Annotated in this window: 23 protein-coding genes and 1 pseudogene; 11 read left to right on the top strand and 13 right to left on the bottom strand. The window is 59.9% G+C overall.

Annotated elements, in window-relative coordinates; genetic code table 11:
• The first annotated feature begins 346 nt into the window (after positions 1-346).
• Positions 347-553, top strand: a complete 207-nt coding sequence (locus tag HYG82_RS27580; protein ID WP_235217891.1) for a hypothetical protein — start codon at positions 347-349, stop codon at positions 551-553.
• Here the strand turns inward: HYG82_RS27580 and HYG82_RS27575 are convergent.
• From HYG82_RS27575 to HYG82_RS27555, 5 genes are read right to left on the bottom strand one after another with little or no spacing between them, the layout of a single operon-like run.
• A complete protein-coding gene (locus HYG82_RS27575) occupies positions 538-1,626 on the bottom strand; it encodes a glycosyltransferase family 2 protein (protein ID WP_179260296.1) in 1,089 nt (362 codons plus the stop codon). The two genes, HYG82_RS27580 and HYG82_RS27575, sit on opposite strands and share 16 nt — an antisense overlap.
• Entirely contained in the window at positions 1,619-3,121 is a 1,503-nt protein-coding gene (locus HYG82_RS27570; protein WP_179260295.1) for a nucleotide sugar dehydrogenase, read from the bottom strand. Before HYG82_RS27570 ends, HYG82_RS27575 begins: the two co-directional genes overlap by 8 nt.
• Positions 3,121-4,146 (bottom strand): Gfo/Idh/MocA family protein, encoded by a 1,026-nt coding sequence (locus tag HYG82_RS27565; protein WP_179260294.1) that lies wholly within the window; start codon positions 4,144-4,146, stop codon positions 3,121-3,123. Before HYG82_RS27565 ends, HYG82_RS27570 begins: the two co-directional genes overlap by 1 nt.
• Entirely contained in the window at positions 4,143-5,393 is a 1,251-nt protein-coding gene (locus HYG82_RS27560) for a DegT/DnrJ/EryC1/StrS family aminotransferase (RefSeq protein ID WP_179260293.1), read from the bottom strand. Before HYG82_RS27560 ends, HYG82_RS27565 begins: the two co-directional genes overlap by 4 nt.
• On the bottom strand, positions 5,390-5,980 hold the full coding sequence (locus HYG82_RS27555) for an acyltransferase (RefSeq protein ID WP_179260292.1): 591 nt from the start codon (positions 5,978-5,980) through the stop codon (positions 5,390-5,392). The genes HYG82_RS27560 and HYG82_RS27555 overlap by 4 nt, the downstream gene beginning before the upstream one ends.
• Before the next feature lie 464 nt (positions 5,981-6,444).
• Here HYG82_RS27555 and HYG82_RS27550 point away from each other — a divergent pair, with 464 nt between their 5' ends.
• Positions 6,445-6,981, top strand: coding sequence for a DUF7344 domain-containing protein (locus tag HYG82_RS27550; RefSeq protein WP_179260291.1), 537 nt, complete (start codon positions 6,445-6,447; stop codon positions 6,979-6,981).
• Positions 6,982-8,001: 1,020 nt separating this feature from the next.
• On the opposite strand, the gene HYG82_RS27545 is transcribed toward HYG82_RS27550, so the two are convergent.
• The 3 genes from HYG82_RS27545 to HYG82_RS27535 all read right to left on the bottom strand — a co-directional run bounded on the left by HYG82_RS27545 (position 8,002) and on the right by HYG82_RS27535 (position 10,046).
• Positions 8,002-8,997, bottom strand: a complete 996-nt coding sequence (locus tag HYG82_RS27545; protein ID WP_179260290.1) for a DUF1616 domain-containing protein — start codon at positions 8,995-8,997, stop codon at positions 8,002-8,004.
• Positions 8,998-9,205: 208 nt separating this feature from the next.
• Positions 9,206-9,481: a PadR family transcriptional regulator gene (locus tag HYG82_RS27540; RefSeq protein ID WP_179260289.1), complete on the bottom strand. Its 276-nt coding sequence runs from the start codon at positions 9,479-9,481 to the stop codon at positions 9,206-9,208.
• Between the two features lie 232 nt (positions 9,482-9,713).
• On the bottom strand, positions 9,714-10,046 hold the full coding sequence (locus HYG82_RS27535; RefSeq protein WP_179260288.1) for a winged helix-turn-helix domain-containing protein: 333 nt from the start codon (positions 10,044-10,046) through the stop codon (positions 9,714-9,716).
• 604 nt (positions 10,047-10,650) lie between these two features.
• On the opposite strand from HYG82_RS27535, the gene HYG82_RS27530 reads away from it, so the two are divergent.
• Complete coding sequence (locus tag HYG82_RS27530) at positions 10,651-10,812, top strand: DUF7563 family protein (protein ID WP_162834899.1); 162 nt, start codon at positions 10,651-10,653, stop codon at positions 10,810-10,812.
• 344 nt (positions 10,813-11,156) lie between these two features.
• Positions 11,157-11,660 carry a DUF7344 domain-containing protein gene (locus HYG82_RS27525; RefSeq protein WP_179260287.1) on the top strand — a complete coding sequence of 168 codons (504 nt, stop codon included), beginning with the start codon at positions 11,157-11,159 and terminating at the stop codon, positions 11,658-11,660.
• 398 nt (positions 11,661-12,058) lie between these two features.
• Here HYG82_RS27525 and HYG82_RS27520 read toward each other — a convergent pair whose 3' ends face one another.
• The 5 genes from HYG82_RS27520 to HYG82_RS27500 all read right to left on the bottom strand — a co-directional run bounded on the left by HYG82_RS27520 (position 12,059) and on the right by HYG82_RS27500 (position 19,570).
• On the bottom strand, positions 12,059-13,858 hold the full coding sequence (locus HYG82_RS27520; protein WP_179260286.1) for a DUF7282 domain-containing protein: 1,800 nt from the start codon (positions 13,856-13,858) through the stop codon (positions 12,059-12,061).
• 175 nt (positions 13,859-14,033) lie between these two features.
• Positions 14,034-14,558: a helix-turn-helix transcriptional regulator gene (locus HYG82_RS27515; RefSeq protein WP_235217847.1), complete on the bottom strand. Its 525-nt coding sequence runs from the start codon at positions 14,556-14,558 to the stop codon at positions 14,034-14,036.
• 443 nt (positions 14,559-15,001) lie between these two features.
• On the bottom strand, positions 15,002-15,991 hold the full coding sequence (locus tag HYG82_RS27510; protein ID WP_179260285.1) for an NAD-dependent epimerase/dehydratase family protein: 990 nt from the start codon (positions 15,989-15,991) through the stop codon (positions 15,002-15,004).
• Positions 15,992-16,743: 752 nt separating this feature from the next.
• A complete protein-coding gene (locus HYG82_RS27505; RefSeq protein WP_179260284.1) occupies positions 16,744-18,192 on the bottom strand; it encodes an aldehyde dehydrogenase family protein in 1,449 nt (482 codons plus the stop codon).
• A 49-nt stretch (positions 18,193-18,241) separates the two neighbouring features.
• Positions 18,242-19,570: an aspartate aminotransferase family protein gene (locus HYG82_RS27500; protein WP_179260283.1), complete on the bottom strand. Its 1,329-nt coding sequence runs from the start codon at positions 19,568-19,570 to the stop codon at positions 18,242-18,244.
• 206 nt (positions 19,571-19,776) lie between these two features.
• On the opposite strand from HYG82_RS27500, the gene HYG82_RS27495 reads away from it, so the two are divergent.
• The 7 genes and pseudogenes from HYG82_RS27495 (at position 19,777) to HYG82_RS27470 (ending at position 26,178) form a co-directional block, all read left to right on the top strand.
• Entirely contained in the window at positions 19,777-20,190 is a 414-nt protein-coding gene (locus HYG82_RS27495) for a hypothetical protein (protein ID WP_235217846.1), read from the top strand.
• 68 nt (positions 20,191-20,258) lie between these two features.
• Positions 20,259-21,626: an allantoinase AllB gene (gene allB / locus HYG82_RS27490; RefSeq protein ID WP_179260282.1), complete on the top strand. Its 1,368-nt coding sequence runs from the start codon at positions 20,259-20,261 to the stop codon at positions 21,624-21,626.
• A 279-nt stretch (positions 21,627-21,905) separates the two neighbouring features.
• Positions 21,906-22,057 (top strand): annotated as a pseudogene (locus HYG82_RS44585) (sulfite exporter TauE/SafE family protein); the annotation flags it as partial.
• 402 nt (positions 22,058-22,459) lie between these two features.
• The gene (locus tag HYG82_RS27485) at positions 22,460-23,941 is read left to right on the top strand and encodes a phytoene desaturase family protein (RefSeq protein WP_179260281.1); all 1,482 of its coding nucleotides are present in this window, start codon (positions 22,460-22,462) and stop codon (positions 23,939-23,941) included.
• 58 nt (positions 23,942-23,999) lie between these two features.
• On the top strand, positions 24,000-24,878 hold the full coding sequence (locus HYG82_RS27480; RefSeq protein ID WP_179260280.1) for a prenyltransferase: 879 nt from the start codon (positions 24,000-24,002) through the stop codon (positions 24,876-24,878).
• Complete coding sequence (cruF, locus tag HYG82_RS27475) at positions 24,871-25,863, top strand: bisanhydrobacterioruberin hydratase (protein WP_179260279.1); 993 nt, start codon at positions 24,871-24,873, stop codon at positions 25,861-25,863. The genes HYG82_RS27480 and cruF overlap by 8 nt, the downstream gene beginning before the upstream one ends.
• A 153-nt stretch (positions 25,864-26,016) precedes the next feature.
• The gene (locus tag HYG82_RS27470) at positions 26,017-26,178 is read left to right on the top strand and encodes a hypothetical protein (protein ID WP_179260278.1); all 162 of its coding nucleotides are present in this window, start codon (positions 26,017-26,019) and stop codon (positions 26,176-26,178) included.
• Positions 26,179-26,390: the final 212 nt, after the last annotated feature.

Genomic DNA, 26,390 nt, shown 5'->3' with positions numbered 1-26,390 from the left:
CGTCGCCCGCCGAACTGTCCTGATTTGGCATCGCCTGCCGAACTGTCCTGACTTCGCATCGCCCGCCGAACTGTCCTGACTTCGCATCGCCCGCCGAACTGTCCTGACTTCGCATCGCCCGCCGAACTGTCCTGACTTCGCATCGCCCGCCGAACTGTCCTGACTTCGCATCGCCCGCCGAACTGTCCTGACTTCGCATCGCCCGCCGAACTGTCCTGACTTCGCATCGCCCGCTGCACCCTCATTGTCCGCGATCACTGACAAACCATAATGGAAGATAATAATATTCGCACGGTCACGAAACGTTTATCGTCGCTTCCTGAATATGACCGCACACCCCCGTTCTATGCCCCTCTCTACCCTCATCACCGAACTGTTCGGCGGAACGGAGTCCAAGACAAACGCACCCGTACCAGCTACGGAGAACGATGAAACCAGCAAATCGGTTACGGTCGTTCACGAGTGTCGTGATTGTGGAACGAACGTCTCGGCCGGTACAGCGCAGTGTCCTACCTGCGAGGGTGACGATCTCGTGACTTACTCGATCGACTGAGTCTGCACCGGCTCATCGGGTTCGTGTCCCCGAATTCGTTCGGTCTCGGCGTCGCGTTCGCCAGAGGGAGCTTCCAGTTCTTCGTTTGCCGCGGCGTCGAGTCGGATAGCGGTGCAAAGCGAGACCAGCCCGAGCAGCGCGGCGACGAATGATGTGATCCCCCCGACAAAGCCGTCCTCTCCGGCTGCCGCCCGCGTGGCTGACCTGATTAGTCCAATCAGTCCGCCCGCCAGTCCCACGGCAGCGACGCCGTAGTTGACGATCGCAGGATTGAACGACTGAACGAGGTATCTCGTTTTCAACCGCCAGCAGAAATTCCGAAGTAACAGAAGTGAGACGAATCTGATGAACGACGTGTACCGAATGCTGCTTTCTTCGTCGCCGTAAACGGCCGACATCGGGACGTCTGCGACCCGACAGCCGGCTACGTTGAGGTGGGTCAGAAGGTGATTGAGGAACCCGTACCTGTCGGTGATCGACTCGAGGTCGAGGGTTTCGATCGCCTCCCGTGAGATGGCCGTGTAGCCGTTTTGCGAGTCGCTGATCGACCAGTAGCCGGTGGCGAACTTCGAAAGGCCGGTGAGTATCGCGTTCCCGGCGAACCGAAACTTCGACATGCCTTCTCTATCTTCCGGGCTCCGTAGCCGGTTACCCTTGGCATAGTCTACCTCGCCGGTGACGACCGGATCGATGATCCGGTCGAGAATAGCGGGATCCATTTGACCGTCACCGTTCATCACTGCGACGACGTCGATACCGTCCGCAGCGGCGTGGCGATAGCCGGTTTTGACCGCCGCTCCGTAGCCGCGGTTCTCATCGTGACGGATGGGAACGACGCGCCGGCCGTCACCACCGTCGGCCACCGTGAGTGTCGCCTCGGCGGGTTCGTTTTCTCGCTCTCCATTTATCCGCTCGGCAACTCGCTGGATCACGTCCCAGCTTGCGTCCGGCGACCGATCGTCGACGGCGTAGATCCGGTCGACGTATTCCGGCACCGTCTCGATGACGCGGCCGACGAACGCAGCCTCATCGTACGCCGTCACGACGACGCCGATACGCTTGTCCTTATACATCCGTTCCCCCATCCGTCGTCGCGCTCATCGTCTCGGAATCCCGTCGTTCGACACCCCTTCTGCGGCCGCGATCACCCCGAGGAGGTCGACCGTCGCTCGAGCCCCCGAGCGCGTACTCTCGATGCGCAGTCTCTTCGAGGTCGACCGTATCCCGGCCGTCGACGACGACCATCGGATCGATGGCGTTCCAGTCGATTCGATCGAATTCTTCGTGCGGGGTGACGACGACGGCGGCGTCGAACGACTCTTCGGCTAGCTCGTCGATTTCGACGGGGCTTGCGCCATAGTCGGCCGGATCGACGAGCGGGTCGATCCCCGAAACGCGAGCGTCGCGCTCGGAGAGTTCGTCGATGACACCGAGTGCCGGCGAAGCGCGAGTCTCTTCGACGCCCGGGCGGTATGTGATTCCGAGAACGACGACCGACGCCCCCTCGATGTCGGTTCCCGCACTATCGAGTTCACGCTCGAGTCGGTCGACGACCACGGACGGCATCTCGGCGTTGGTGCAGCGAGCGGCTCGGGTCACGGCCATCGACTCGCCCGTCTGCCTGAGCAGGAAATGCGGGTAGTAGGGAATGCAGTGGCCGCCGACGCCCGGGCCCGGATCGTGAAGCTGGCACATCGGCAAGTCGTTGGCCGTGTCGATCGCCTCGCGGACCGATATTCCGAGTTCGTCGGCGAGCTGACACAGCTCGTTTGCGAGGCCGATGTTCACGTCCCGATAGACCCCCTCGAACACCTTGACAGCCTCCGCCGTCGTCGCATCCGAGACGCGATGGACCTCGTTGGTCGAGAGTTCGTCATAGACGATCGCCGCGGCCCTGGTACTCTCATCGTCGACGCCGCCGACGACTTTCGGGTACTGGCCGCGAATGTCTCGCAGGGCCGTCCCCGAAGCGGTCCGTTCCGGACAGAACGCGAGCCCGAACTCGTCGGGCGCGAGACTGCTCTGACTCGCGAGGTGTGGCTCGAGAACGTCTCGGCAGGTCATCGGCGGAAGCGTCGACTCGACGATCACCAGATCACCGGGAGCGAGTCCGGTCGCGATGTCGTCGGCGACCGACTCGACGGTCGCCAGATCCGGATCGTTTTCGTCGTCTAAGAGGGTCGGAACGATGACGACGTGAACCCGAGACGCGTCGGCTGCAGCCGGGCCGTCGGTCGTCGCCGTGAGTCGCCCATCATCGACTTGCTCGGCCACGAGGTCCGCGAGGCCCGGTTCGCCGACGACGTGGCTCTCACCGTCGGAGATCGCTGCGACGACGTCGGGGTCGACGTCGATACCGGTTACGTTTCCCGTCGTTTCGGCGTAGACCGCCGCCAGTGGGAGTCCCATCTTACCGAGGCCGTAGACGGCCACCGGAATCTCGCCGTTCGTCAGCCGGTCGCGTTGTTCGTCCGGAGACAGGTCCGTACCGTAGAGTCCGTGCGTGGGAGTAGTTTCGGAGTCGTCGGTCGCGCTGGACTCGACGTCGGCGGGCGACGTTCCCGTCATCAGACTTCCACCTCCGATTCCCGAGTCGGGTCACCGTCCGTTTCGTCTCTCCGACCCGTCGCGAGTCGGTCGATCAACTGGACCGTCTCGAGAGCCGCGATCCCGTCTTCGGCGGTAACTTCCGGTTCGGCGCCGGTTTTGACGGTTTCGACGAACGACCGGAGCTCGTTTCGAAGCGGCTCGCCGCTATCGACACGGGGCCGCTCGACGACGCTTTCGTGGCGATACCGAGGCGTCCCGTCGTTCGTGAGGTATTCGGGGTACGAGTCGCGATGGATCAGCACCGACTGCTCGAGATAATCGACTTCGACGAGGCACTCGCTGGCGGTGACGGTGAGCTTTCGAACTTTCTTTTGGGTCACGCGGCTCGCCGTTACCGTCGCGACGGTCTCTCCGTACTCGATCGTCGCAGTGGCGTACCGTCCGTTTTCTGTGCCCATCGCGGCGACCGAACTCGGTTGTTCGTTCAATATCGATCCAACGACGTCGACGTCGTGAACCATCAGATCGAAGATGACGTTGCCCGGTGCCGTCCGATCGATCGGCGGTCCGAGCCGCTCGGCTTCGACGCTGATCACGTCGAGGTCTTCGATCACCTCCTTGACGGCCTGAACTGCGGGGTTGAACCGCTCGATGTGGCCGACCTGCAGGGTCAGTCCTGCCTCGCGAGCCTGCTCGGCCAACTGCCGACCTTGCTCGACCGTTTCGGCGATCGGCTTTTCGACGAGGACGTGAACGCCGGCCTCGAGACAGGTCGAGACGGCTTCGTAATGAGCGTGAGTCGGGACCGCCACCGTCACGACGTCACACCGCTCGCACAGCGTCTCGGGATCGATCGGCTCTACCCCATATTCGGCTGCGACGCGCAGGGCGATCTCTTCGTCGCGGTCGGCAATTCCGACGAGTTCGACGCCCGGTAATTCGTCGTAGACGCGCGCATGGTTCTCGCCCATAGAGCCGACGCCGATAACGCCGGCTCGAATCGGTTCTTCGGTCGTCGCGTCCGCTAGGTGGTCAGTACTCATTGGCTGGTGAAGTGGTCCCGTACTGCTTCGACGACGATCCGGCGGTCACGCTCGGAGAGGCCCGGATGGACCGGCAGCGAGAGGACCTCGTCGGCCGCCCGCTCTGCTCGCGGGAACTTCGCCGCGGCCGAACTCACCGTTTCGTACGCCGGCTGGCGGTGGATTGCCGTCCGATAATACACGCCGGTTCCGACGTCGCGTTCGGAGAGGGTCGCCTCGAGCGCGTCTCGGTCTTCCGTCCGTACGGTGTACTGGTGGTATACGTGGCGGTAACCGGTCGGTTCCGACGGCGTATCGATCGGGAGATCGGCGAGTCGATCGTCGTAAACGGCCGCGTTCTCCCGGCGCGTGCGGTTGAGTTCGGGCAGGCGCTCGAGCTGGGCGCGACCGATCGCTGCCTCGATGCTCGTCATTCGAAAGTTGTGCCCGAGATCGACGTGGTCGTAGCCACCAGTTCCGCTCACGGTTCGGCCGTGGTTGACGTAACTCGCGGCCCGTTCCGCGACGTCGTCACGGTCGGTGGTGACGATCCCACCTTCGCCAGTGGTCATGTTCTTCGTCGGGTAGAACGAGAAACACGCGGCGTCGCCGAACCCGCCGACCCGTTGACCGCCCACGGTTGCACCATGGGCCTGACACGCGTCCTCGACGACGAACAAGTCGTGTTCGTCGGCGATTTCACACAGAGCCGGCATATCGGCGGGGAGCCCGTAGAGGTGGACGGGAAGGATACCCACGATATCGTCTCGCTCCGCGAGGACCTGTTCGACGGCGGTCGGGTCAAGCGTGTACGTATCGGGATCGATGTCGGCGAAGACGGGCGCGCCGCCGGCCACTCGGATGGCGTTCGCACTCGCGACGAACGAGAACGGCGAGGTGATAACTGCATCGCCGTCCTCGAGTCCCATCGCCTCGAGGGCGGCGTGCAACGCGGTCGTCCCGTTTGCGGTCGCAACCGCTTCGTTCGTCCCGCAGTAAGCCGCGAATTCGTCCTCGAACGCTCTGACTTCCGGCCCGTCGGCGAGCCGGCCGTCTTCGAGTGTTGAGACGACCCGATCGACGGCATCGGCGCTGAGATCGGGGTCCGCGATAGAGACCGGCATCGCCGTATCCGCTACGGAGTCGACGGTCTCGGCGGTCTCCGGTCCCGTATCGCTTTCCGTACTCTCAGTTTCGGTGTCCGTACCGCCATCCGTATTCGGTTCGACGTCCATCTCGGCCTCGTGGTTCGTTTCGGTATCCGTCATGCGATCTGATTTTCCCCCTCCAGTGGATCCGGAAGCGACTGCACTGTCGCAGGCGCTCCGACTGCGAGGCTCCTGGCGGGAACGTCGGTCGTGACGACGGCACCGGCCGCAACGAACGCATTTTCGCCGATCGTGACGCCCGGTAACAGCGTCGCGTTTGCCCCGATCGATGCCCCGTCTTCGATCGTCGGCCCCTCGAGTTCCGTGTCGGTCCGAATGGGGTATTCATCATTGGTTAACACGGCACCAGGACCGACGAAAACGTTGCTTCCGATCGTCGTCTCGGTCGGGACGTAGACGTTCGTCTGCAGACTGACGTGAGAGCCGATCGTCGTCTGGCCATCAATAACGGTCTTGGTGCCGACGAGGACGTCGTCGCCGATAGTAGTCCCTTCGCGAACCAGTACGTCGTGACCGGTCGCGAATCCATCTCCGATCGTCACGTCGCCGTAGACAATCGATCCGGCCCTGATAGTCGCACCGTCGCCGAGCCTGGTGGGGTTATCGAACTCCCCGTAGCCGACGGTCGCCCCGGCATCGACGGTACAACCCTCGCCGCTGACTACCTCCCGCAGCGCCTCGCTCATCGCGGCCCACCACCGTTCCGGTCGCCGCAGTTTTCGCTCGAGCCAACGCGACGACGATGGCTCGTGCCGTCAGTTCGAACCGCTACTCGACGTCGTAGTCGGTTGCGTAGTCGTTTCATAGTGAATCGATACCCACGTGGGCAATCGTGCTGATACAGCCGGTAACGAGCCTTTGTTATCCCTGGCCTGAGACACCCGTAGCCACGAACTACAGTTCCACCCAGCCAACCGGGTCGCAACCACCGTGAGCTGCCCGTTCCGAAATGCGATCCCTCGATGGCTGTGCGATTGAGTCCCCAATCATCGAATACCCGGTCTCTCACGGATGCTAACTGGTATAATACCCTTTCGAGCGGGTAGTCAAGAGATAGTAAAGTGCCACAGACTGGCATTCGATGCTGTGAGATATCCGACCACATCCGTCAGACGGGACCCGGATTCGACACGATACGACGAGGGTAGACATGGCTGACAGCGATCTCACCCAGGCCGAACTGTTCGACGTGTTCAGTAACGCACGCAGACGACGGGCAGTCCAGTATCTCAAACGACAGGGCTGTACGTGCGACCTCGCGCCGCTCGTCGAACAGGTCGCCGCCTGGGAGAACGATACCGACACCGACAACGTGACCCGGACGCAGCGCCGCCGAGTCTACATCTCGTTGTACCAGACTCACCTGCCGATGTTAGAGGACCACGGCATCGTCGACTGGGACCCGGACGGCCACAAAATCGAATTGCTCCCGAACGAGGACCGCTTCGAGCCGTATCTCGACCGCCGTCTCGAAGACCAGCAGCCGTGGCACCAGCTCTATGCGTCGGTGACAGGACTCGGTATCGTCGCGTTCGGGCTGTCATCGCTGGCAGTCGGCCCGCTGACGACGGCCCTCGCACCGGCCGTCGCGGTGGCACTCTGTTTCGTCGTTCTCGGTCTCGCTGCAGCACAATATCTGTCGCGTCGTCCCGGCGTGTCCCTGCCGCTTGGCTTTCCAAGTCGGTAACCCGAATCGACACTCACCTTCCGCCCCAATCGTGTCAGGCACCCGTGTCTCCCCGCGGCACTCTTCTCGGGTCAGACGGCCGTTTGCAGACGATCCGAGACGATTCCTTTTGGCTCCGGCTGAAGTCGATACGTCCCTCGGGTAGACGCTTTGCGGGCGTCACTCCACGACAACCGGGCAGCGGAACGCACCGTCACTCTAGTAACGAGTACCAACTGCACCGACGTCGCCACTGCCACATCGAGGTCGCCACTTCCGCACCGACGTCGCCACTGCCACATCGAGGTCGCCACTTCCGCACCGACGTCGCCACTTTCGTTGACGGCAGTCGGGTTCGTGACGGCCCCGTCGACCGGAACTGTGGCATGCCGTCGGGGTGATCGTCCGTCATTCAATCAATGGATACGTCGGCGAAGTTCCGAATATGCGGGATATCCGTTCCAACGTTCTCGAGCGTGACTTCGCCATGGACATCGACGGAGATGAAGAGCGCTCTGTTCACTCGAGAGGCTGAACGTCTCCCCGTCTCCACGCCGTATTGCGGATTTTCTCGAACGTTTCACATGGATTTATCGTGGTAGGCACGATACTCGAATCGTAACGCACGTTCCAGTTCAGCGTCCACAATCACCACCTGTAACTCTTCGAACCCGTCGTCGTACGATCCCGCTTCGACGGCGAGATCACCTGTCTGTGCGAGTACGACCCCGTGGTTCGTGTCGGTTTACGTTCCCGTGAGGGATTCGCCCCTACCACACCACTTACGGAGGAACCCGATTCGGGAACAGAACGACTACAGCCGCCGAAAATACCCCCGGCTCCAGGACGACCGATCGATTTCACTATTCCGAGTCGGCCTATGCTTATAACGGGCGGCTGAGAGTAGTCGGTTGTCTTTCAGTACAAACGGTGATTTCAACGTCGAGACGTGCTATTGCGACGTGATGATGAACGCTCGGACGCTTTGTGAACGCAGCGGGACATGAGCAGGTTCTTTCACCGCTCGGGAGTTCTCCGGCTTCATTCGGCGGGGGATGAAACGGTTACCCAGAAGTACGTCACCTGTGCAGCGTTTTCGTTCGTCGGTTCGTCCGGCGGATCACCGTGATAGAGTAGCATACTGATCCGAACCGTGTCACCGGGTGCTGCCGTCGGCGTGATCGACCGTTCGCCGGTCCCCGTCGATCCGTCGGAGACGCTCGCGTCGATTCGTTGCAACTCGGTTCGTTCGACGACGTCGCCATCCTCGACGACTTGCTGTTGGACGACGACCGTATACGTCTGGTCCTCCCCTTCCTGATTCTCGATGGAGAGCAGCAACGGAATGGTGTCACCCGGTTCGATTTCGCTCGGAAGTTCTCCAGCAACCATTTCGCCGTCTTCATCCTCGCTGTACAGTGCGAGCTCGGTATATCCGCCAGCCGAGACCGGCATCAAAAACCCGACGAACAACGCGCTCACCGCTGCTCCGATCGCTAATACGAGCAGTACCGACGACAGCGTACTGCTCCCGTTTTTTTCGGGACGAAGAAACTGGAGGACAGCGCTAAGTGAGCCGGTAAATTGCTCACCGTCCGGCGTACGAAGTCGTCGGACGACGCCGAATTGAGCGGTAACGATCGTGACGATACCGAGTCCCGCTGTAATAGACCTGGTCGTCAGCCCCCAATCCGTAAACGGTAACACTAGGACGACCACTGGAGTGATCGCGAGCGATAGGACGAACGCCAATCCTACGCGCTCTATGCCATCGATTCCACGGGGGTGAGTGCTGGCTGCTGCCGAAACCGTGTCGCGAGCGCGTCGCTTACCGGCCGGGAACAGGACCGAGACGAGCGCATACCCGGGGAGAAACAGGGCAAGTGGGAACGTAACGAACAGTCGCAGGCTACTGTCGCTCCCGTAGGTCGTTACGATTAGATACGCGCTCAGTGCGGCGACGGAGACGGCCGCGAGATCGAACGGATAGCGGCGAACGAACGCGAACCGCGTCGAAGTATTCGTCCGATGGCTCATCGAGCATACACCGGCAACCGATGCTTTGCAGTACATCTCCGGGCGAACAGTACTGATACCATTCTCGTTGCGTCGGTTTACTTTCTCGTGCTTTGTTATGGCTGAATTACCGAGAAAACGCGGCCGTCACTCGAGCTATCTCCTTCTCGACGTTCCACCGAGTGACGAAGAAGTGAACACATGACCGGGTCGACGCGACGCGAATTTGCTAAAAGCTAACGTATTGCTCTTCCCACTTGCGGCGCTCTTCGATCTGCTGTTGGCCGTCATCAGTGATCGCGTAGTAATTCGTCCGTCTGTCGAGTTGCCCTTTTTCCACCAGTTCCTTGTTGACGAGCGTATCCAGGTTCGGATACAGTCGTCCGTGATTGATTTCGGAACTGTAGTACTTCTCGACCTCGTCTTTAACGGTCTGTCCCGACGGTCGGTCAGCACCTGCGATTACGTATAATAGGTCACGCTGGAAGCCGGTCAGATCGTGCATTGCTCAATCACACTGACCGTTCCACTGAATAGATATTTGTTATCCGTATCATACAGCACTGGGTCATCATTTTGAGACGTTTTACTCGAGCGAAAGTGATTGTTTTCGCGAAGATACCGCAGTCGCTGAAGATATCTCAATCCGACTGTTCGAGGCGGAATGCGAAGGATACTAACTATCGACGTTCGTCCCGTCGGTTCCGGTAACTGTTTTTCGGCTCGATCGGGTGCCGTCACCCGTCGGTATCCGAAATCACGACGTCGATACCATCAGCGTCGATCTGAACGCGGAGGACATCGACGGTTGCTTCGTAGGCAGTCGTGTGCGACCCGTCGTCGTCGAACCGGACGCACTCCGCCAGCAAATCGCTTTCGAGCAGATTGTTGATTCGTCGGTACACCGTTGCAGACGAGCTATCCGTTCGGTTCGTCAGCTCCTTTGCAGTCTTCGGTCCCTCGCTCGTCGCTGTGAGAATCGTCCGCGCGCAGTCGTCGCCGAGGACGTCGAGCTGGGCGGACGGATTGGAGGTCGGTTCCGATCTCGTGTTGCTCACTTGCGTTGACATCTTTAGTAGTCTGTCGTCGATGATGTGCGGGATCCGTTCGCTCTCCGGGAGAGGTGACGATTCGAAACAGTCGAGAGCGGGTCCACCACTGTCGAGGTGTCCACCATATATTCTGGCACACCGATCGGTAAGCCGTAGTGGTATTTTATAACGATGTACCTTACCCGTCGCCAGAACTTCGTTCCGAGACGTAAGATCGTATTTCGATCCGGAAATCACACCTTTCTGGCATTCGTCGGATAGACAATTGCCAGTTTGACCGCCGAATACGGACCAACACGGCTAAACTCGGCTTGACAGCCGTGGTCACCCGTTTACCCTCTTCCATATCGACTGCCCCGCTCTGGGCCCGTAGTCGCCAGAAAGTGCGTATTTCTCGCTTCTCAGTCTCGCTCTCCGGGTGAACAGTCAACGTCCTTTATTCGCGTTTGCTCCCCTCGATACGATGATGCCCGGACGAGTCTCGTTCCAGTACGGTTACGGTACGCGTCCGCACCGAGTCCGTCACTGATGGGAGGGACCGCCCCCCGAACGGAATCGATCGAGACTCCTCCGAGTACACCCCCAACCAACCATGAACTCCCCACAGCAAGACTGGAAGCCCATGGAATCGTCCACAGCCGGTGCTCGGTGTCGAAACTGCGGAACTCACGTAACACAACAGTTCGCTCGCGTCTTCGGAGACAATGGCGACGTCGTCCACGGGTGTCCGTCCTGTACGACGTACCGGGAAATGCAGTCGGGAGGTCACCTGCCCGGCGACTAACTTCGGTTTTCGATCGCTGAACGTACTGCGGATACGACCCGTTTTCCGCTCGAATCGAATGCGATGATGTCCTGAACCGTCCACACCGTAGTTCGTCCCTGGGCCGGCCGTTCGAGCGTCCCCCTGACTCCCGACTCTCGTCTCTCCAGAATCCCTTCGGAGGGGTCATTGTACTGACCACTGTAGTGGCTTCCTACACACGACCTGAGCTGCTCTCAGTTCACCGTCAGCACCGGACCTCGCCGTAACCTGCAAAAGTTAAAGTTAGTAGTGGGTGAAGAGGCGATACATGGTCATTGGTGGTGGACTGTCCGTCGAGAATCAGTGCCCCTTCTCTCTCATCGATGTCAGTTCAAACGAACAGAACTGAACCCCTCGAAGAGAGCGAGGTGTTTCACATCCTCGGTAACGATCGCCGGCGAGCTATCGTCCAGCAGCTTGCAGACGATGGCGGTCAGATCGATGTCTCTGACGTCGCGACCGAAATCGCTGCGACCGAATCGGACACGACGCCCGTCCCGAACAACCTCTACAAGAGCGTCTACGTTTCCCTCCAGCAGACACATCTTCCACAACTCCAAGAGGATGCGGTGATCGAGTACGATTCGGATGCGAAGACGATCCAGCCTGGCCGGCACTTCGACGACGTCCTTCAGTACGTCGACGGTCACAACGATAACCACTCTAGCATCCTTCAGTTTCATCTCGGACTCTGTGTGCTCGGACTCGTTGTGATCGCTCTGGTCGGTCTCGGCGTCCCCCTGGTCTCGAATATCAACTTGGTGCTCTGGAGCGTCCTCGTGTTCCTCGCTGTTGCGGCGAGCAGCCTCTATCGCCTCCTCGGCTGAGCGAGCACGCTCGTGGAGGTGGCAGCACCGAGCGTTGGAAGTCGTATTTCGACTCGAGAATCGCTGTTACCTCGGTTGTTTCTCCCCGTTCATCTTCGACACACGAAAAACGTCGTTCGACCCGTGGGACACTCTCGAGATGGGGCCCCATACCTGGCACAGCAGCTCATATCCGTTCGAGTAATCAAACACCCGATAGCCACGTCTTCGGAGCGAGTTCGACAGCCGAAGGCGGTTTCGATGGCAGTCGGTCACTTGGTTACCTTGATGGAGTTCAGTGTCGCCACTCCACAGTTCGTTGCCGAGTTCGCCTCCGTGAGAATGCACGCCGTCGTTACTCTCTGACAGCCCTCGACGACGGCGTAAAAAGACGCTCTGTCCGGTAGGTCGACCCTCGTTTAGGCCAGAGGCCCGAGGAGGGACTCGGATTCGTTAGCTGTTTCGTTTGCAGTGTCGTCGAGACCGGTCTCGGTTTCGTTCGTGTCGGTATCGAAACCGTCGTCTTCGGTCTCGGTTTCGTTCGTCTCGTCGACGTCGGTCTCTTCGGTGAGCTCGATGGTTGCGACCTCGCCGGACTCGTCGGCTAACACCATGTGGATGTACTCGCGGGGCGCGAGATCACTGGTGTCGACTTCGAATTCGACGTCGTCGCTCTCATCGCTCTCGAGCGTCAGGTTCTGCTCGGTAACGAGGTCACCGTCCAGCCGGAACTGGATAGCCTCGGTTCGTTCTTCGTCAGCGGGATTCTCGACCGTCGCGTTCACGGTGATAGTATCACCGATCGTCGCGGTGTCGGGTGCCTCGAGATCCGTGACGTTAAACGAATCGGCAGCTGGTTCTTCCTCGGTTTCGTTATCTTCTTCAGTGATGTTTTCCTCAGCTGCGGGAGGTTCTTCAGTGACGTTCTCCTCGAGCGGCTCTTCGTCAGTGACGTTGTCCTCTTCGTCGTCAACCGGCTCTTCGTCAGTGATGTTGTCCTCTTCGTCGTCGAGCGGCTCTTCATCAGTGATGTTGTCTTCTTCGTCATCGACCGGCTCTTCGTCAGTGATGTTGTCCTCTTCGTCGTCGAGCGGCTCTTCATCAGTGATGTTGTCCTCTTCGTCAACCGGCTCTTCGTCAGTGACGTTGTCCTCTTCGTCAACCGGCTCTTCGTCAGTGACGTTGTCCTCTTCGTCAACCGGCTCTTCGTCAGTGACGTTGTCGATTTGATCCGCGATCTCGTCGGCGTCGACGTCCTCACTGACGACGAGAACGTATACGGTTACGTTTTCGACGTTCAGGTTCTCGATGGTGGGATTCTCGACCGTGATGAAGATTGGTCCGCGGTCACCATCGACCGGAAGGTCGTCCATCGGCATCTCATCGAGCGGCTCTTCGTCATCGACCGGCTCTTCGTCAGTGATGTTGTCCTCTTCGTCGTCGAGCGGCTCTTCGTCGTCGAGCGGCTCTTCGTCAGTGATGTTGTCCTCTTCGTCGTCGAGCGGCTCTTCGTCATCGAGCGGCTCTTCGTCAGTGATGTTATCTTCGTCGTCGACCGGTTCTTCGTCGTCGGTCGGTTCCTCATCCGCGGCTGTTTCGACAGTAACCACTGCATCGTCGGTCACTGGCTCGCCGTCGGCCGTGAGGAACGGGATGTCCTCTTGTCCTTCCGTTTCGACGAAGTCGTACGTTTGATTCTGGTTCGTATCGCGATGTGGCATCGCGATCAGGGTTTCGTCCTCCTCGAGGGGCTCGTCGAGCGTTACCGTCACGTTCTCGTGCGTGCCTGCCTCGAGGTACTCGGAGGTGCCAATGACACTTCCGATGGCGTCACCCACGAGGAGACTGCTGTCGTGGATCGTCACGAACCCGGGACTTGCCAGCGAAACGTTCTCGACGACGACCGTCTCGCCATCGGTCGTCTGATCGTTGAACGTCACGTACGCGGCCTGTTGGGCCTCGTCCGTTTCGTTGGCTTCGGTCTCGTTATCGAGCGTGTCATCGTCATCGTCGGTGACGGTGTCGTTCTCTTCGACGTCCGCGCCGTTACCTACTGTCACGTTCGTCGTTTCGTTGTTCGTCTGTTCGTACTCGTCTCCGTTGGCTGATGTGTTCTCGCTCATAGCCCCAGCATTCGACGCTGCTGTGACCATCGCCCCGCTCGAGAACACAAGCATCAGCGCAGTAACTACGACGAGTAGCTGATTGCGTGCATTCATGGTTGCCGTGAAGGCATCCGATTCGTCGTGACTTCTGCGGATAAACCAGCAGAACCATTACGATACGAAATTGCAAACTACGGCCCGGGAGTAACGGATTCAATGGCGCGTTCGTCAGAAGAAAACAACGGTTGTTGATAGGAACGGTGGCGATTGCTTTCGAGAGACGGTGTGACTAATCGTCGGTCGGCTGTTTCGGTTGATCGTCGATCGGCTGTGTCGGCGACTTCGACGCCGTGGGTTCCTCTCCCGGGAGACAAACAAGATTCTCCCGTCCCAGACGGAGTTTCGTGACCTGGTCGTCTTCCTCGAGGTCGGCGAGAAGTCGACTCACCTTCGCCTTCGACCAGTCGACCGACTCCACAATAGCTGATTGTTTCATCCGACCGTCGTTCTCTCGAAGGAGCTGCCGGACGCGTTCTCGATCGGTCACGAACTCGTCGGGGTTCTGTTCAGTTTCGGTCGCGAGGGCGGTCGGTTGATCGTATCGGTTTCGAATAACGAGTATCCCGCCGAGCAGGGCGAGTGCGATGATGCCGATGAGCGCAGCGATATGTGCGTTTCCGTCGATCTGAAGCGGGTGATCGGGTCCCGAAACGATCCTCCCTCGCAAGCTCGTCACAACGACTGATACCACTGCTTCATCGGCCGTCGACCCGAACGTGCCCATTTCTATGGGGACCTCTCCTCGGATACTCATGGCTGCCTATGGAGAGCGTTTTTATGATTCATGTCCAGTACCGTCGTGACCGGCCCACAAATCGCTTTTTATAAACCATATGCTGTTATTATATCGACTGTATCTGCTCGTGAACGTACATTCATACCTGCTAACAGGCCGTGAATCGAACGCTTCCATCGGTTTACATGCCACAAATACCGTGGAAGCGGCTATCAGTCAGTGTTCGATCACTCTGCGTGTCTGGGTCGCGGTGGGGCGACTTCCAGTCCTGGTTCGTGAAATACGTCCCAGTCATGGTATAGGCGGTCTTTGCTCGACTAGCCGAATAAACTCAACCGGACGTTTGAAACGGTTAGCGTGAATTCACTCCGGATTCAGAAGTAACTATCCGCTTCGAGGATACTCGAGGAATCGGATACGAGCGGTCACGACGGACCGAAACGGGGTGATTCCAGCCACAACTAACTGTAGGATCCGCTTTCGTGATTCGAACGCAGCGGTGCGCCTGTGTCTTCGGTGGACTGTGCAGTCGAGTCGTCCTCGATCAACGATTGAATGCCCGCCTCGAGCCCGATTCGTGCATCGAACCCGAGACCCTGGTTCGCCTTCGAAGTGTCTGCTCCGCTGTGTCTGATGTCACCGGCTCTGGGTTCGCGGTGGACGATCGGTGAGGACGATTCTGCCGCATCCCGGATCGTCTCGGCGAGTTCCTCGATCGTCGTTCGATGTCCTGTTCCGATGTTGTACGCCTCGCCTGTCGCGTCTGTCGTCGCCGCTTGAAGGTTCGCCCGGACGACGTCAGCGACGTGGATGAAATCGCGGCTCTGCCGGCCGTCACCTTCGATCGTGATCGGTTCGCCCGCTCGCGCTTGCTCGAGAAATGTCGAGATGACACCGCTGTAGGGACCCTGTTGGCGCGGGCCGTAAACATTGAAATACCGTAGGGCGACGGTGGGAAGATCGTAGAGTTCCTCGTAGAGGCGGGTGTATTGGTCGAGTGCGAGTTTCTGGACGCCGTATGGCGACGTCGGATTCGTCGGTGCCGACTCCGTGATGGGTAGCTCTTCGGGATGCCCGTAGACGGCCGCGCTCGAGGCGACGACGACGCGGGCGTCCTCCTGGCGGGCCTGCTCTAGAACGAGGAGACTCGCCTCGAGGTTCGTCTGGTTGCTCCGTCGCGGCGCGTCGACGCTCTGGGAGACGCTGACGAGAGCGGCGTGGTGAAAGATCAGATCGACGCCGCGAGCGGCTCTCTGGAGGGCGATTGGATCGCCGATGTCGCCTTCGATTACCGTTACGCCGTCGGGAAGATGGGCTCGATCACCGGTTTCGAAGCTGTCGAGGATCCTGACTTCGTTGTGCGGGGTCAAGGCGCCGACGAGGTGGCTACCGATGAAGCCTGCACCGCCGGTCACGAGTATCGTTCTGTCACGGAGCAATGGCGAGTCCATTTCCCGCTGCTACCAGCACCTCGCTGTTTAGTATCCGATTCGTACCCTCGCGTATCCGGTTCCTGCGGCAGTGTAATGCGTTTCCTACCGCGCGTCGTTCGGTACTGGTAACTGAGGGCGTCGGTGGATCGGTGTACGGGTTGATCGTCGCGACTCCGCTGCCCCCGTTCGAGAGTCACGTCCAAGCAACCGGCAGCCGGACGGCCCGTTCGGAGGTGACGGACAGAATCGGACGATTGAACCGCAAACTGATCGGTCGTTTCGGCGAGACAGTTTCGCCGTCCGGGGTGGACGGCAGAAGGCTATCCCGCTCCCGATCGTCCCGGGTTTGATTTCCGAGACGGATGCGGAACGCGACCGTCGAATCCCTCGACGGAGGACGTCGCCGTTCTCGGAAGACACGTGTTCGAACCGGACGATCCCCTCCGATCGATGTGTGATGCCACGGACACTATCACGGAAAGGCACACCACCGAGGTGCCGAAACTAATCGGAGTGACCTCCGGTGGCGACAGTGCCCGTTTCGGACGAAACTCAGGTGGTGCGACGGGTTCATCGGATCGGTGACAGCGATCACCTCTGTGGACCCAACACGTGAGAGATGCCCTCGCGACTCCGCTTTCGACAGATTCGATCCTCGCTGACTAGCTGCGACTGAGGTGTGGGTTTCCGGTCCGGATTGTCGTCGAATCGTCATCGGCGTTCGAGAGTTGGTGGGACGGACCGTGAGCCGGCATCAAAGGCGGCTACATTCAGCTGTCTCTGGCTGCGAGGTTCACCGAGATGTTCTTCGTTTGAAGATACGACTCGAGCGCCTCGAGTCCTTTCTCGCGACCGATGCCACTCCCTTTGACACCGCCGAACGGCGTCTCGACCGAACCACCGAACCACTCGTTTACGTATACGCTTCCAGCCTCGATGTCACGAGCTATTCGGAGCGCCCGTTTGACGTCGTGCGAGAAAACGCCACCCGTAAGTCCGTATTCGGTATCGTTCGCCAGTGCAACGGCCTCTTCACGGTCGGAGACGGGTATCACCGAGAGTACCGGACCGAATATCTCTTCCTGTGCGATCTGCATCCCGTTGTCGACGTCCGAGAAAACTGTCGGTGAGACGAAATGTCCGTCTCTGTCGAGTGGCTCTCCTCCAGTTTCGATCGTTGCACCTTCGCGCAGACCCTCATCGATGTACTCGACGACCGTCTCGAGGTGGGCAGCGTGGTTGAGTGGTCCCATATCCGGGTCATCGATTCCCGGCCCGAGCGTGTACGATTCTGCCTGCTGGACGATTCGATCGATGAACTCGTCGTAAACGTTTTCGTGTACGAGCGCGCGGTCGGCAGCGGAACAGATTTGTCCGGCGTTCGTAAAGATACCCTCCGCGATCGAAACGACCGCCTCCTCGAGGTCGGCATCGGGCATCACGATTGCGGGATTTTTCCCGCCGAGCTCGAGGGTGACGGGCGTCACGCTCTCGGCCGCGGATTTCATGACCGACTGCCCTGTGGGGCCGCTTCCCGTGAACGTAATTTGGTCGACGTCTTCGTGTGTCGCAAGCGCAGCACCCGGCTCCGATGCCCCAGTAACGACGTTTACGACGCCGTCGGGAACGCCGGCATCTCGACAGAGTTCTGCGAAGTGCAATACGGAAAGCGGTGTCGTTGGTGCGGGCTTGATTACGACCGTGTTTCCGGCCGCGAGTGCCGGAGCAACCCCCCGAGCAGTGATATTGAGCGGGAAATTCCAGGGAATGATCTGTCCACTAACACCGTATGGTTCTCGGACGGTGAAATCGAATGTTTCCCGTCCACGTGGGACGCTTTTTCCCTCGAGTTTGTCTGCTGCGCCGGCGTAGTACTCGAAGTATCGAGCCGCTCCTTCTACGTCGTTTTGGGCCTGAGTCAGGGGTTTTCCTTGATCCCGGCTCTCGAGTCGAGCGAGGTTTGCAGCGTCGTCTCGGAGACCGTCTGCAATGCGCTGGATGATCCGCCCTCGTTCGTCGGGAGACATTGATTGCCACGCGGAAAGCGACTCGTTTGCGCTCTCGACGGCGCGGTCGACGTCGCTGTCGGTAGCAGCCGCAACCTCTGCGATCGAATCGCCGGTTGCCGGATCTCTGGTCGTGAAATAATCGCCGCTCGACGGCTGTACGAACTCGTTATTTATGAACAGGGGGTACCGTTGACACGAGTCAAATTCCATAATTGTTTAAAATAACTGAGTGGGGTAGCAACCGATTCCTGCGGCCGTACTACGTCAGTTGATCGAGTGCAGTTCGTAGTTCCGAGGTGGCGCGTTCGAGTTGACTACGGGAAATCGTAAGCGGGGGCTGGATTCGCATGACGTTTTTGTAGTACCCGCCAACGCCCATTACGACGTTCGACTCCTCGCGAAGGTGATCGCTTACGGCCGCCGCGAGATCGCTATCCGGTCGCGGAGCGTCGCTGTGTGGACCGGTCGTTCCAGGTTCTACGAGTTCGACTCCCCACATCAATCCGAGTCCGCGTGCTTGCCCGACGACGTCGTATTCGTCTTCCAGCGCCTCGAGTTCGGACCCGAGCCACTCGCCTTGTTCGCGAGCATTGTCGACTATCCCTCCGCGAAGTTCGTCGATAGTCGCCAGTGCAGCCGCGCAGGCGACCGGGTTCCCGCCGAATGTCGAGAGGTGGTCGCCGGATTCGAACGCGTCCGCGATTTCCGCGGAGGCAGTGAACGCCCCGAGTGGGAGCCCGTTCGCGATCCCCTTTGCCTGCGTTAGGATATCCGGTTCGACGTCAAAATGACTGCTCGCGAAGAACTCGCCCGTTCGTCCGTACCCGGTCTGGACTTCGTCGAGGATGAGCAACGCCCCGTGGTCGTGAGCGATCTCTTGAACGCGATTCAGCCAGCCGTCCGGTGGGACGATGATGCCTGCCTCTCCCATGACGGGTTCGACGACGACCGCCGCGACATCGCCACTGGTGTGAGACCCGATGATTCGCTCTAACTCGTCGGCACAACTGGGGTCACAGTGGGTGCCGTCGCATCGCGGACATCGGTAGCCGTACGGCGGAGCAGTGTGTGCAACGTCGTTGAGAGTCGGTGCCACGCCCTGCTTGTACGATTTGTTTCCCGTCAGCGCGAGGCTTCCGAGGGTCCGGCCGTGAAACCCCATTTCGAGCGCGACGACCTCCTTCGATCCCGTATATTTTCGGGCGAGTTTAATCGCACCCTCGACTGCCTCCGTCCCGGAGTTACAGAAGAAACTCTTCTGTAAGTCACCCGGTGTGACTTCTGCGACCCGTTCGGCGAGATCCGCGACGGGCTCGTTCGGGTGGAGGTACGAACACCCGTGAACGAATTCGTCGAGCTGTTCCTTCGCAGCATCGACGACAGCTTCGTTCCTATGGCCGACGTTCGTCACCGAGATACCGGAGAAGATGTCGAGGTACTCGTTTCCGTCGAAGTCCTCGAGCGTACATCCCGACGCACGCTTGACCGGCACATCGAGTGACTTCCAGACTGGCATGACACGTTCGTCGTACGACGAGACGATGGCCGAGTTAGATCTTCGGTTGGCGTCCGATTGTTGTTCAGGCATTATGTGATTAGTCGTACTTTATCCTAATAAAGCATTCTGTATGGGACACAGTACTATTACGTGGAACGTCTGAGACGAATCGACTCGGTCAATTGACACCGGACGTCGCCACCGACCGTGCGATCGAACTACGTTCAACACGATTTTATTTTCTCGGTTCGGGTTCGAACGACGTCAAATTCTGAATTTGGGACCGCATGCGAGGTATGGACGAGCCAAATATCCGCATTCGTCGGCCTATCGCGGAACTGCAAGCGGGGAGTTCGGACGAAATCGCCGAGTATACCGAGGTACTGAAGTCGACCGTCTATGATCGAATCGCGAAGCTCGAAGGCGACGACATCGTCACGATCGATCTACCGGACGTCGGTCTGGAGATACTCGGGCCAGAGATTGCGGGTATAACGGAGTACTCGCACAGTACGAAAAGCGGTATCACAATGAGGTCGGAGAGAAACCTGCCGACGTCAAAGGGGCAAATCGAGCGTCTTTCACACGGGGGTCGACGAGATCATCCGTGGGGATTCCAGTTCGTCGGCGAAACGAACAAATACGAACCGGGTCCGCTACACGACTTCGAGCTGGAGGCGGTAGTGAAGACAACGATGGACGGGAAGTGACTGCCCGATCGATGCGCGACGAGTCGGTTGGGGAAGCTATATGCGCAGCCCTCGGCAACTCCACGGCAATGACCGTCGATTTCGTCGTGTGCAACTGCACCATCGTTACGCCTGCGGGTCGCACACCCGATGCCGGTGTCGCTGTCGAAGACGGAACGATCGTCGCCGTCGGCAGAACCGATTGCCTTCCGGATGCGGATCGCGTCCTCGACGCAGAGGGAAACGTCCTCGTGCCGGGAATCGTCGATTGCCACATCCACAACCGCGAACCGGGACTCGAGTACAAGGAGGACTGGGAGTCCGCGACGCGAGCGGCCGCCGCTGGCGGCGTGACGACCGTCGTCGGGATGCCGAATACGGACCCGGTAATCGACCGTCCGGACCACCTCGAACTGAAATTCGAACGCGGCGAGGCGTCGGCCCACGTCGACTTTCAGAGTTACGCCGTCGTCACCTCGGAGAACCTCGATCAGATCTCGGCGATCGACGAGGCCGGGGCACTCGGTTACAAGATCTTTCTGGGATCGACTGTCGGCGACGTTCCGCCGCCAGGCGACGGCGAGATCCTCGAGGCCATGGAACGGATCGCCGAGACAGGAAAGCGGCTGGGTTTCCACGAAGAAAACGGCGACATCATCGACTACTATACGGCGGCGTTCAAAGCCGAGGGGCGGAACGATCCCATCGATCACTCCCACTCACGGCCGGTAATCGCCGAGCGGGAGGCCGTCGAACGGATGATCACCTTCGCCGAGGAAACAGGGACAAAAATACACATGTTTCACGTCTCGTCGGGTTCGGCGGCCGAAGCAGTTGCCCGCGGGAAAGATCGCGGCGTCGACGTAACGGCGGAGACGACCCCTCACTACCTCTGGTTCACCGAGGACGTGATGCGCGAGAAGGGCAACGTCGCGCGGGTTCAGCCACCGATTCGCGACGCCGACGAGCGCGAGCGGCTCTGGTCCGTCGGCGTGGATGACGGCGTGATCGACTGCATCGCTACCGACCACGCGCCCCACACCCCCGAGGAAAAGAAAGTGGACGATCCATTCGGAAATACCTGGGATGCGATATCGGGATTCGTCGGACTCGAGACTGAGGTACCGGCCATGCTTACCTTCGTGGATCAGGGCCGGCTCACGCTCGAGGAGTGGGTTCGCCGCCATTCGACTCGGCCTGCTCAGGTCTGGGGGATGTATCCGCAAAAGGGATCGCTACAGGTCGGCACCGACGCCGACTTCACGATCGTCGACCCGACGCTCGAGTGGACGCTGGCAGATCGAGCCGACCTCCATTCGAAGAACTGCGTCACGCCGTTCGAAGGAGAGTCGTTCACCGGGAAGGCGGTCACCACGGTCGTCCGCGGCGAGGTGGTAGCCGAGGACGGTACCGTCGTCGGCGAAACCGGATATGGATCGCGCGTCGATGTCGACTAGTGACGTGACCGATCCGCGCTCGTCGTGATTGCCACTTCGATCAGAAAGAGACGGGCGGTCGATTCGTCACTTTTCACTGCCCGAGTGCGCCTCTACGCGCATCTCGACGTAGCGACTCGCCCACGTCCGGACGTGAGTCTTGAGTAATTCGAGTGGTGTCGCGATGAGTCCGTCCGCGGGGGCGCGGTCGACTGCGCCGCCGTCGTCTACGGCGGACAGTTCGCCCGGTTTGCGGGCCCCTCTGGAAAACTCATTGTGCTAGTACATAGCGTGATCACCGTAATAAATCACGTCGTCGCGACGGCGCTCGGCGGGCAAACCGCTCCCTACGTTTCGGTCGCGCTGGATACGGGAACGATCAAAAAAGCGTCGGTGGCCTGTTCGCGGTTATCGCCGTCGCGTTATTCCTGATGGCGTTCGGTGGGTTCTAAAGACGCGCTTTCGCGTCGGCCGACTGTCTAGAGCCCGAAACACCGATCGGTTCGAGAGACACCACTGAAGCGCCGAATTTGTCCTCCTCGTCGGTCACCAATTATCGACATCGTCTGATAGGGAGCCGGCGATAACGGACGTCACGGATCTCATGCGCCTCGCCAAGGCCTTTTGCGAAGAGGTCCGCGCTGTGGCGTCGCCTCGAGTGACTCGACGGATCGAGCGACGATAGCGAACGGACCCCGACTCTCGAACGTGAGCCGTGACGATCCCCTCCTTCGAACGACTACGAGAGTCCGCCGACGGACAGTGCCCCTGCTGCGTTCCACCTCGGCAATCGGTCGGATTCCCTACCTATGTTTGACATACGTTTAACACCGGTCACCTATTCATCTTCGACTATGGAATCGCTGGGCGGTGAGTCGGTCGTCGTAATCGGAGGCGGGATCGGTGGTCTTTCGACGGCCTGTTACCTCGCGGATGCGGGTGCCGACGTCCGCGTTATCGAAAAAAACGAGCAGGTAGGCGGGCGGGCCAGCCGCCTCGAGCGAGATGGCTTTCGGTTCGACATGGGGCCCTCGTGGTACCTGATGCCCGATGTCTTCGAGCGATTCTTTGCCGACTTCGGGCGGACGCCGAGCGAGTACTACGAACTCACACACCTCGATCCCCACTATCGGATCTTCTTCAAAGACGGGGATCAGGTCGACGTCACGCCGGACATCGAGCGGACGAAGGCAGTCTTCGAGGAGTACGAGGAGGGCGCCGGCGAGACGCTCGAGCGCTATCTCGCGACCTCGAGGGAGAACTACGAGGTGGGGATGGAACACTTCGTCTACGAGGACCGGCCACGGCTCCGTGACTATCTGGACATCGACGTCGCTCGGCAGGCCCGCGGTCTTTCGCTGCTGGGGTCGATGCAGGGCCACGTCGAGGACTACTTCGACCATCCGAAACTCCAGCAGATCATGCAGTACACGCTGGTGTTTCTGGGTGGCTCACCCACGAACACGCCGGCGTTGTACAACCTGATGAGTCACGTCGATTTCAACCTCGGCGTCTGGTATCCCGACGGCGGTATCGGCACGGTCATCGACTCCATCGCGGAACTGGGCGGAGAACTGGGCGTCGAATACGACACTGGTCGCCCGGCGACGAAAATCAAGGGTCACGCGGGCGGATTCAAGGTCGAAACGCAGACGGGGGACCTCTATCCGGATCTGGTCGTGAGCAACGCCGATTACGCACACACCGAACAGGAACTGCTGTCGCCCGAACGGCGCGGCTACGATGCCGACTATTGGGAGTCGCGTACGTACGCGCCGTCCGCGTTCTTGCTCTACCTCGGCGTCGAAGGCGACGTCGACGAACTGGCTCATCATACGCTCGTCCTTCCGACAGAGTGGGACCAGCACTTCGACCGGATCTTCGAGGATCCGCGGTGGCCCGACGACCCCGCTTACTACATCTGTGTCCCCTCTGAAACCGACGATACCGTCGCGCCCGAGGGCCACAGCGCCCTCTTCATCCTCGTGCCTATCGCTCCCGACCTCGAGGACACGCCCGAAATACGCGACCGATACCGCGACCTGATCCTCGCCGACGTCGCTGCACACACTGAAACCGATCTCCGCGGCCGGATCGTCTTCGAGGAGCGTTTTTGTATCGAGGATTTCGCGAACCGATACAATAGCTACGACGGGACAGCACTGGGACTTGCACACACCCTCCGGCAAACATCGCTCTTTCGGCCACCGCACCGCTCGAAAGAAGTCGACGGCCTCTATTTCGTGGGCGGGGATACCACACCCGGAATCGGCATGCCCATGTGTCTCATCAGCGGCAAGCTAACGGCCGAGGCAGTGCTCGAAGACCACGGATGACCAACCGAAACGAGACGACCGACCGAAACGAAATCGCCACGCCTTCGAGGAGATATCGATGACGGAACGACGGAGTTCGACTACCGCGAGTGAATCCCCGTTCGGTGAGCAACTATCGTACCTGTTGGAACTGTCGCGGCCGCGGTTCTGGTTGTACCTGGCCGGCCCCGTCCTCGTCGGTGTCGTATACGCCGCCGATTCGGTCGGCGAACTGGTCACTCCGTTGACGGTCGTGCTGTTCGGTTACTTCCTCGTACCGGCGAACGTCTTCCTCTACGGGATCAACGACTTCTACGACCGCGAGATCGACGCGGCGAATCCAAAGAAAGAGGAGCGCGAAGCGCGCTATCGAGGACAGCGGTTCGTTCCCGCCGCAGTCGGACTCTGCGGGGCTCTTCCGATACTATTCGCACCGGTGCTGTCAACCCGGGCATTGCCCTGGCTCGTTGCGTTCCTGGTTCTCGGGGCGGCATACAGCGCCCCTCCAGTCAGGTTCAAAACGACGCCCCTGCTGGATTCTGTCTCCAACGGCCTCTATATTACTCCGGGGGCCATCGCCTACGTAGCGGTCTCCGGTGTCCAACCACCGGCCCTCGCTATCGCTGGCGGGTGGCTGTGGGCCATGGGGATGCACACGTTCTCAGCGATCCCGGACATCGAACCCGATCGGAAGACGGGTATTCGGACGACCGCGACGGTTCTTGGCGAGCGGCGGACCTATGCCTACTGCGGAGCGTGTTGGCTCGCCAGTGCGGCCGCCTTCGGCGCGCTCGACGTTCGACTCGGGGCGCTCATGCTCGGCTATCCGGCACTGATCGCGGCAATCGCCACCGCAAGCGTCTCCGTCGACCGCGCCTACTGGTGGTTCCCGGCGATCAACACCGTCCTTGGTTCGCTTCTGACGATTGGGGGACTCTGGAGGCTCCTGTATGGATAACGGCGAGCGGAACGGATCGTCGACGTCGAGCTCGAACCCGAAACCGGGCGCAAATCCAGACCCGAAGGCGAACGTCGGTTCGAATCCGAAGACGACCGACCCAACCATTCGATCGCACGCCCCTTCCAGCGACGCCGAGGAGACGACTCGAGATGTGTTTCAGCACCGTCTCGAGGAACTCGTCTGCGAGAACCGGTTTACGATCGCGGTGGTCTTTCCGGTTGTCGGCGCAGTGTCGCTGCTGGCCAGTGCCGAGGGACTGCTTCCCCCGTCGCTTTCGTACAACCCGCTGTTGCTCCTGTTCGGCACCCTGGTAATGCGCTCCCCCCTGGTCGTCGCGCTCTTGCCACAGGTTGACAGGCGAGCGATCGTCCCCCTTTCCGTCCTGACGGGATACACCTACGCGATCGAATTGATCGGCGTTAGAACGAACTGGCCATACGGGGCGTTCGAATACGGCGTCCGTCTGGGGCCGATGCTCGGCGACGAGGTGCCGCTTGCCCTTCCGCTGTTTTTCGTGCCGCTGGTAGTAAACGCCTACCTGCTTTCGCTTCTCGTACTCGGCAATCGCGCTGATCGCCACCTCCCGCGGCTTCTCGGAGCTATTACGGCTGTCCTCGCGATCGATCTAGTCCTCGATCCGGGAGCCGTCGCGATCGGATTCTGGACGTACACGCCGCCGGGAGGGTACTACGGCGTTCCCGTCTCGAACTACTGGGGGTGGCTCCTCTCGAGCGTCGTCGCCGTCGTCCTCGTCGATATCGCGTTCGATCGTGGAGCACTGCTCGATCGCGTGCAATCCTGTGAGTATGCACTGGATGACCTGGTGAGTTTCGTCCTGCTCTGGGGGACGATCAACGTCGTTTACGGGAACTGGTTGGCCGCCGGCGTCGCCGGTCTATTCTGTCTCGGACTCGGACAGACAGATCGGTACGATATCGAGATGATCACGACAGCATTTTCGACAGGTCGATCTCAGGGGTGATACGGGCTGCGTTCCGAGGGGTCGATGGTGGCACGGGCTGCGTGCCCGAGGGATCGATTTCGACAACGATTTGCGCCCGTCGCTCGTTTCGATGTCGAACCGGAGGACTATGCCGGCAGTCCGATTTTGGTTCTGTGAACGGTACCCATTTGTATGGCGATTAAAGAACCGGTCGAGTGCCCGGTCTGTCGGGAGGTACCCACTGGCGACCGACAACTCGAGGACCATCTGCTCGCCAAACACTCCAAACGAAAGCTGGCAAAGTTCATCGTCGCCGAAACGACCGCGGTCACCAGCGACTACGTTTCGGAGTGACACCAGACTCCGTACTCGAGTGCCCGATCGAAACCAGTTGACCGATACACAGCCAGTTGACCGATACACAGCCAGTTGACCGATACACAGCCAGTTGACCGATACACAGCCAGTTGACCGATACACAGCCAGTTGACCGATACACAGCCAGTTGACCGATACACAGCCAGTTGACCGATACACAGTCAATTGGCTGATACGCGGTTCGAACC

This window comes from Natrinema halophilum (assembly GCF_013402815.2).
Taxonomy (GTDB): domain Archaea; phylum Halobacteriota; class Halobacteria; order Halobacteriales; family Natrialbaceae; genus Natrinema; species Natrinema halophilum.
This window is presented reverse-complemented; position numbering and strand designations above follow the sequence as displayed.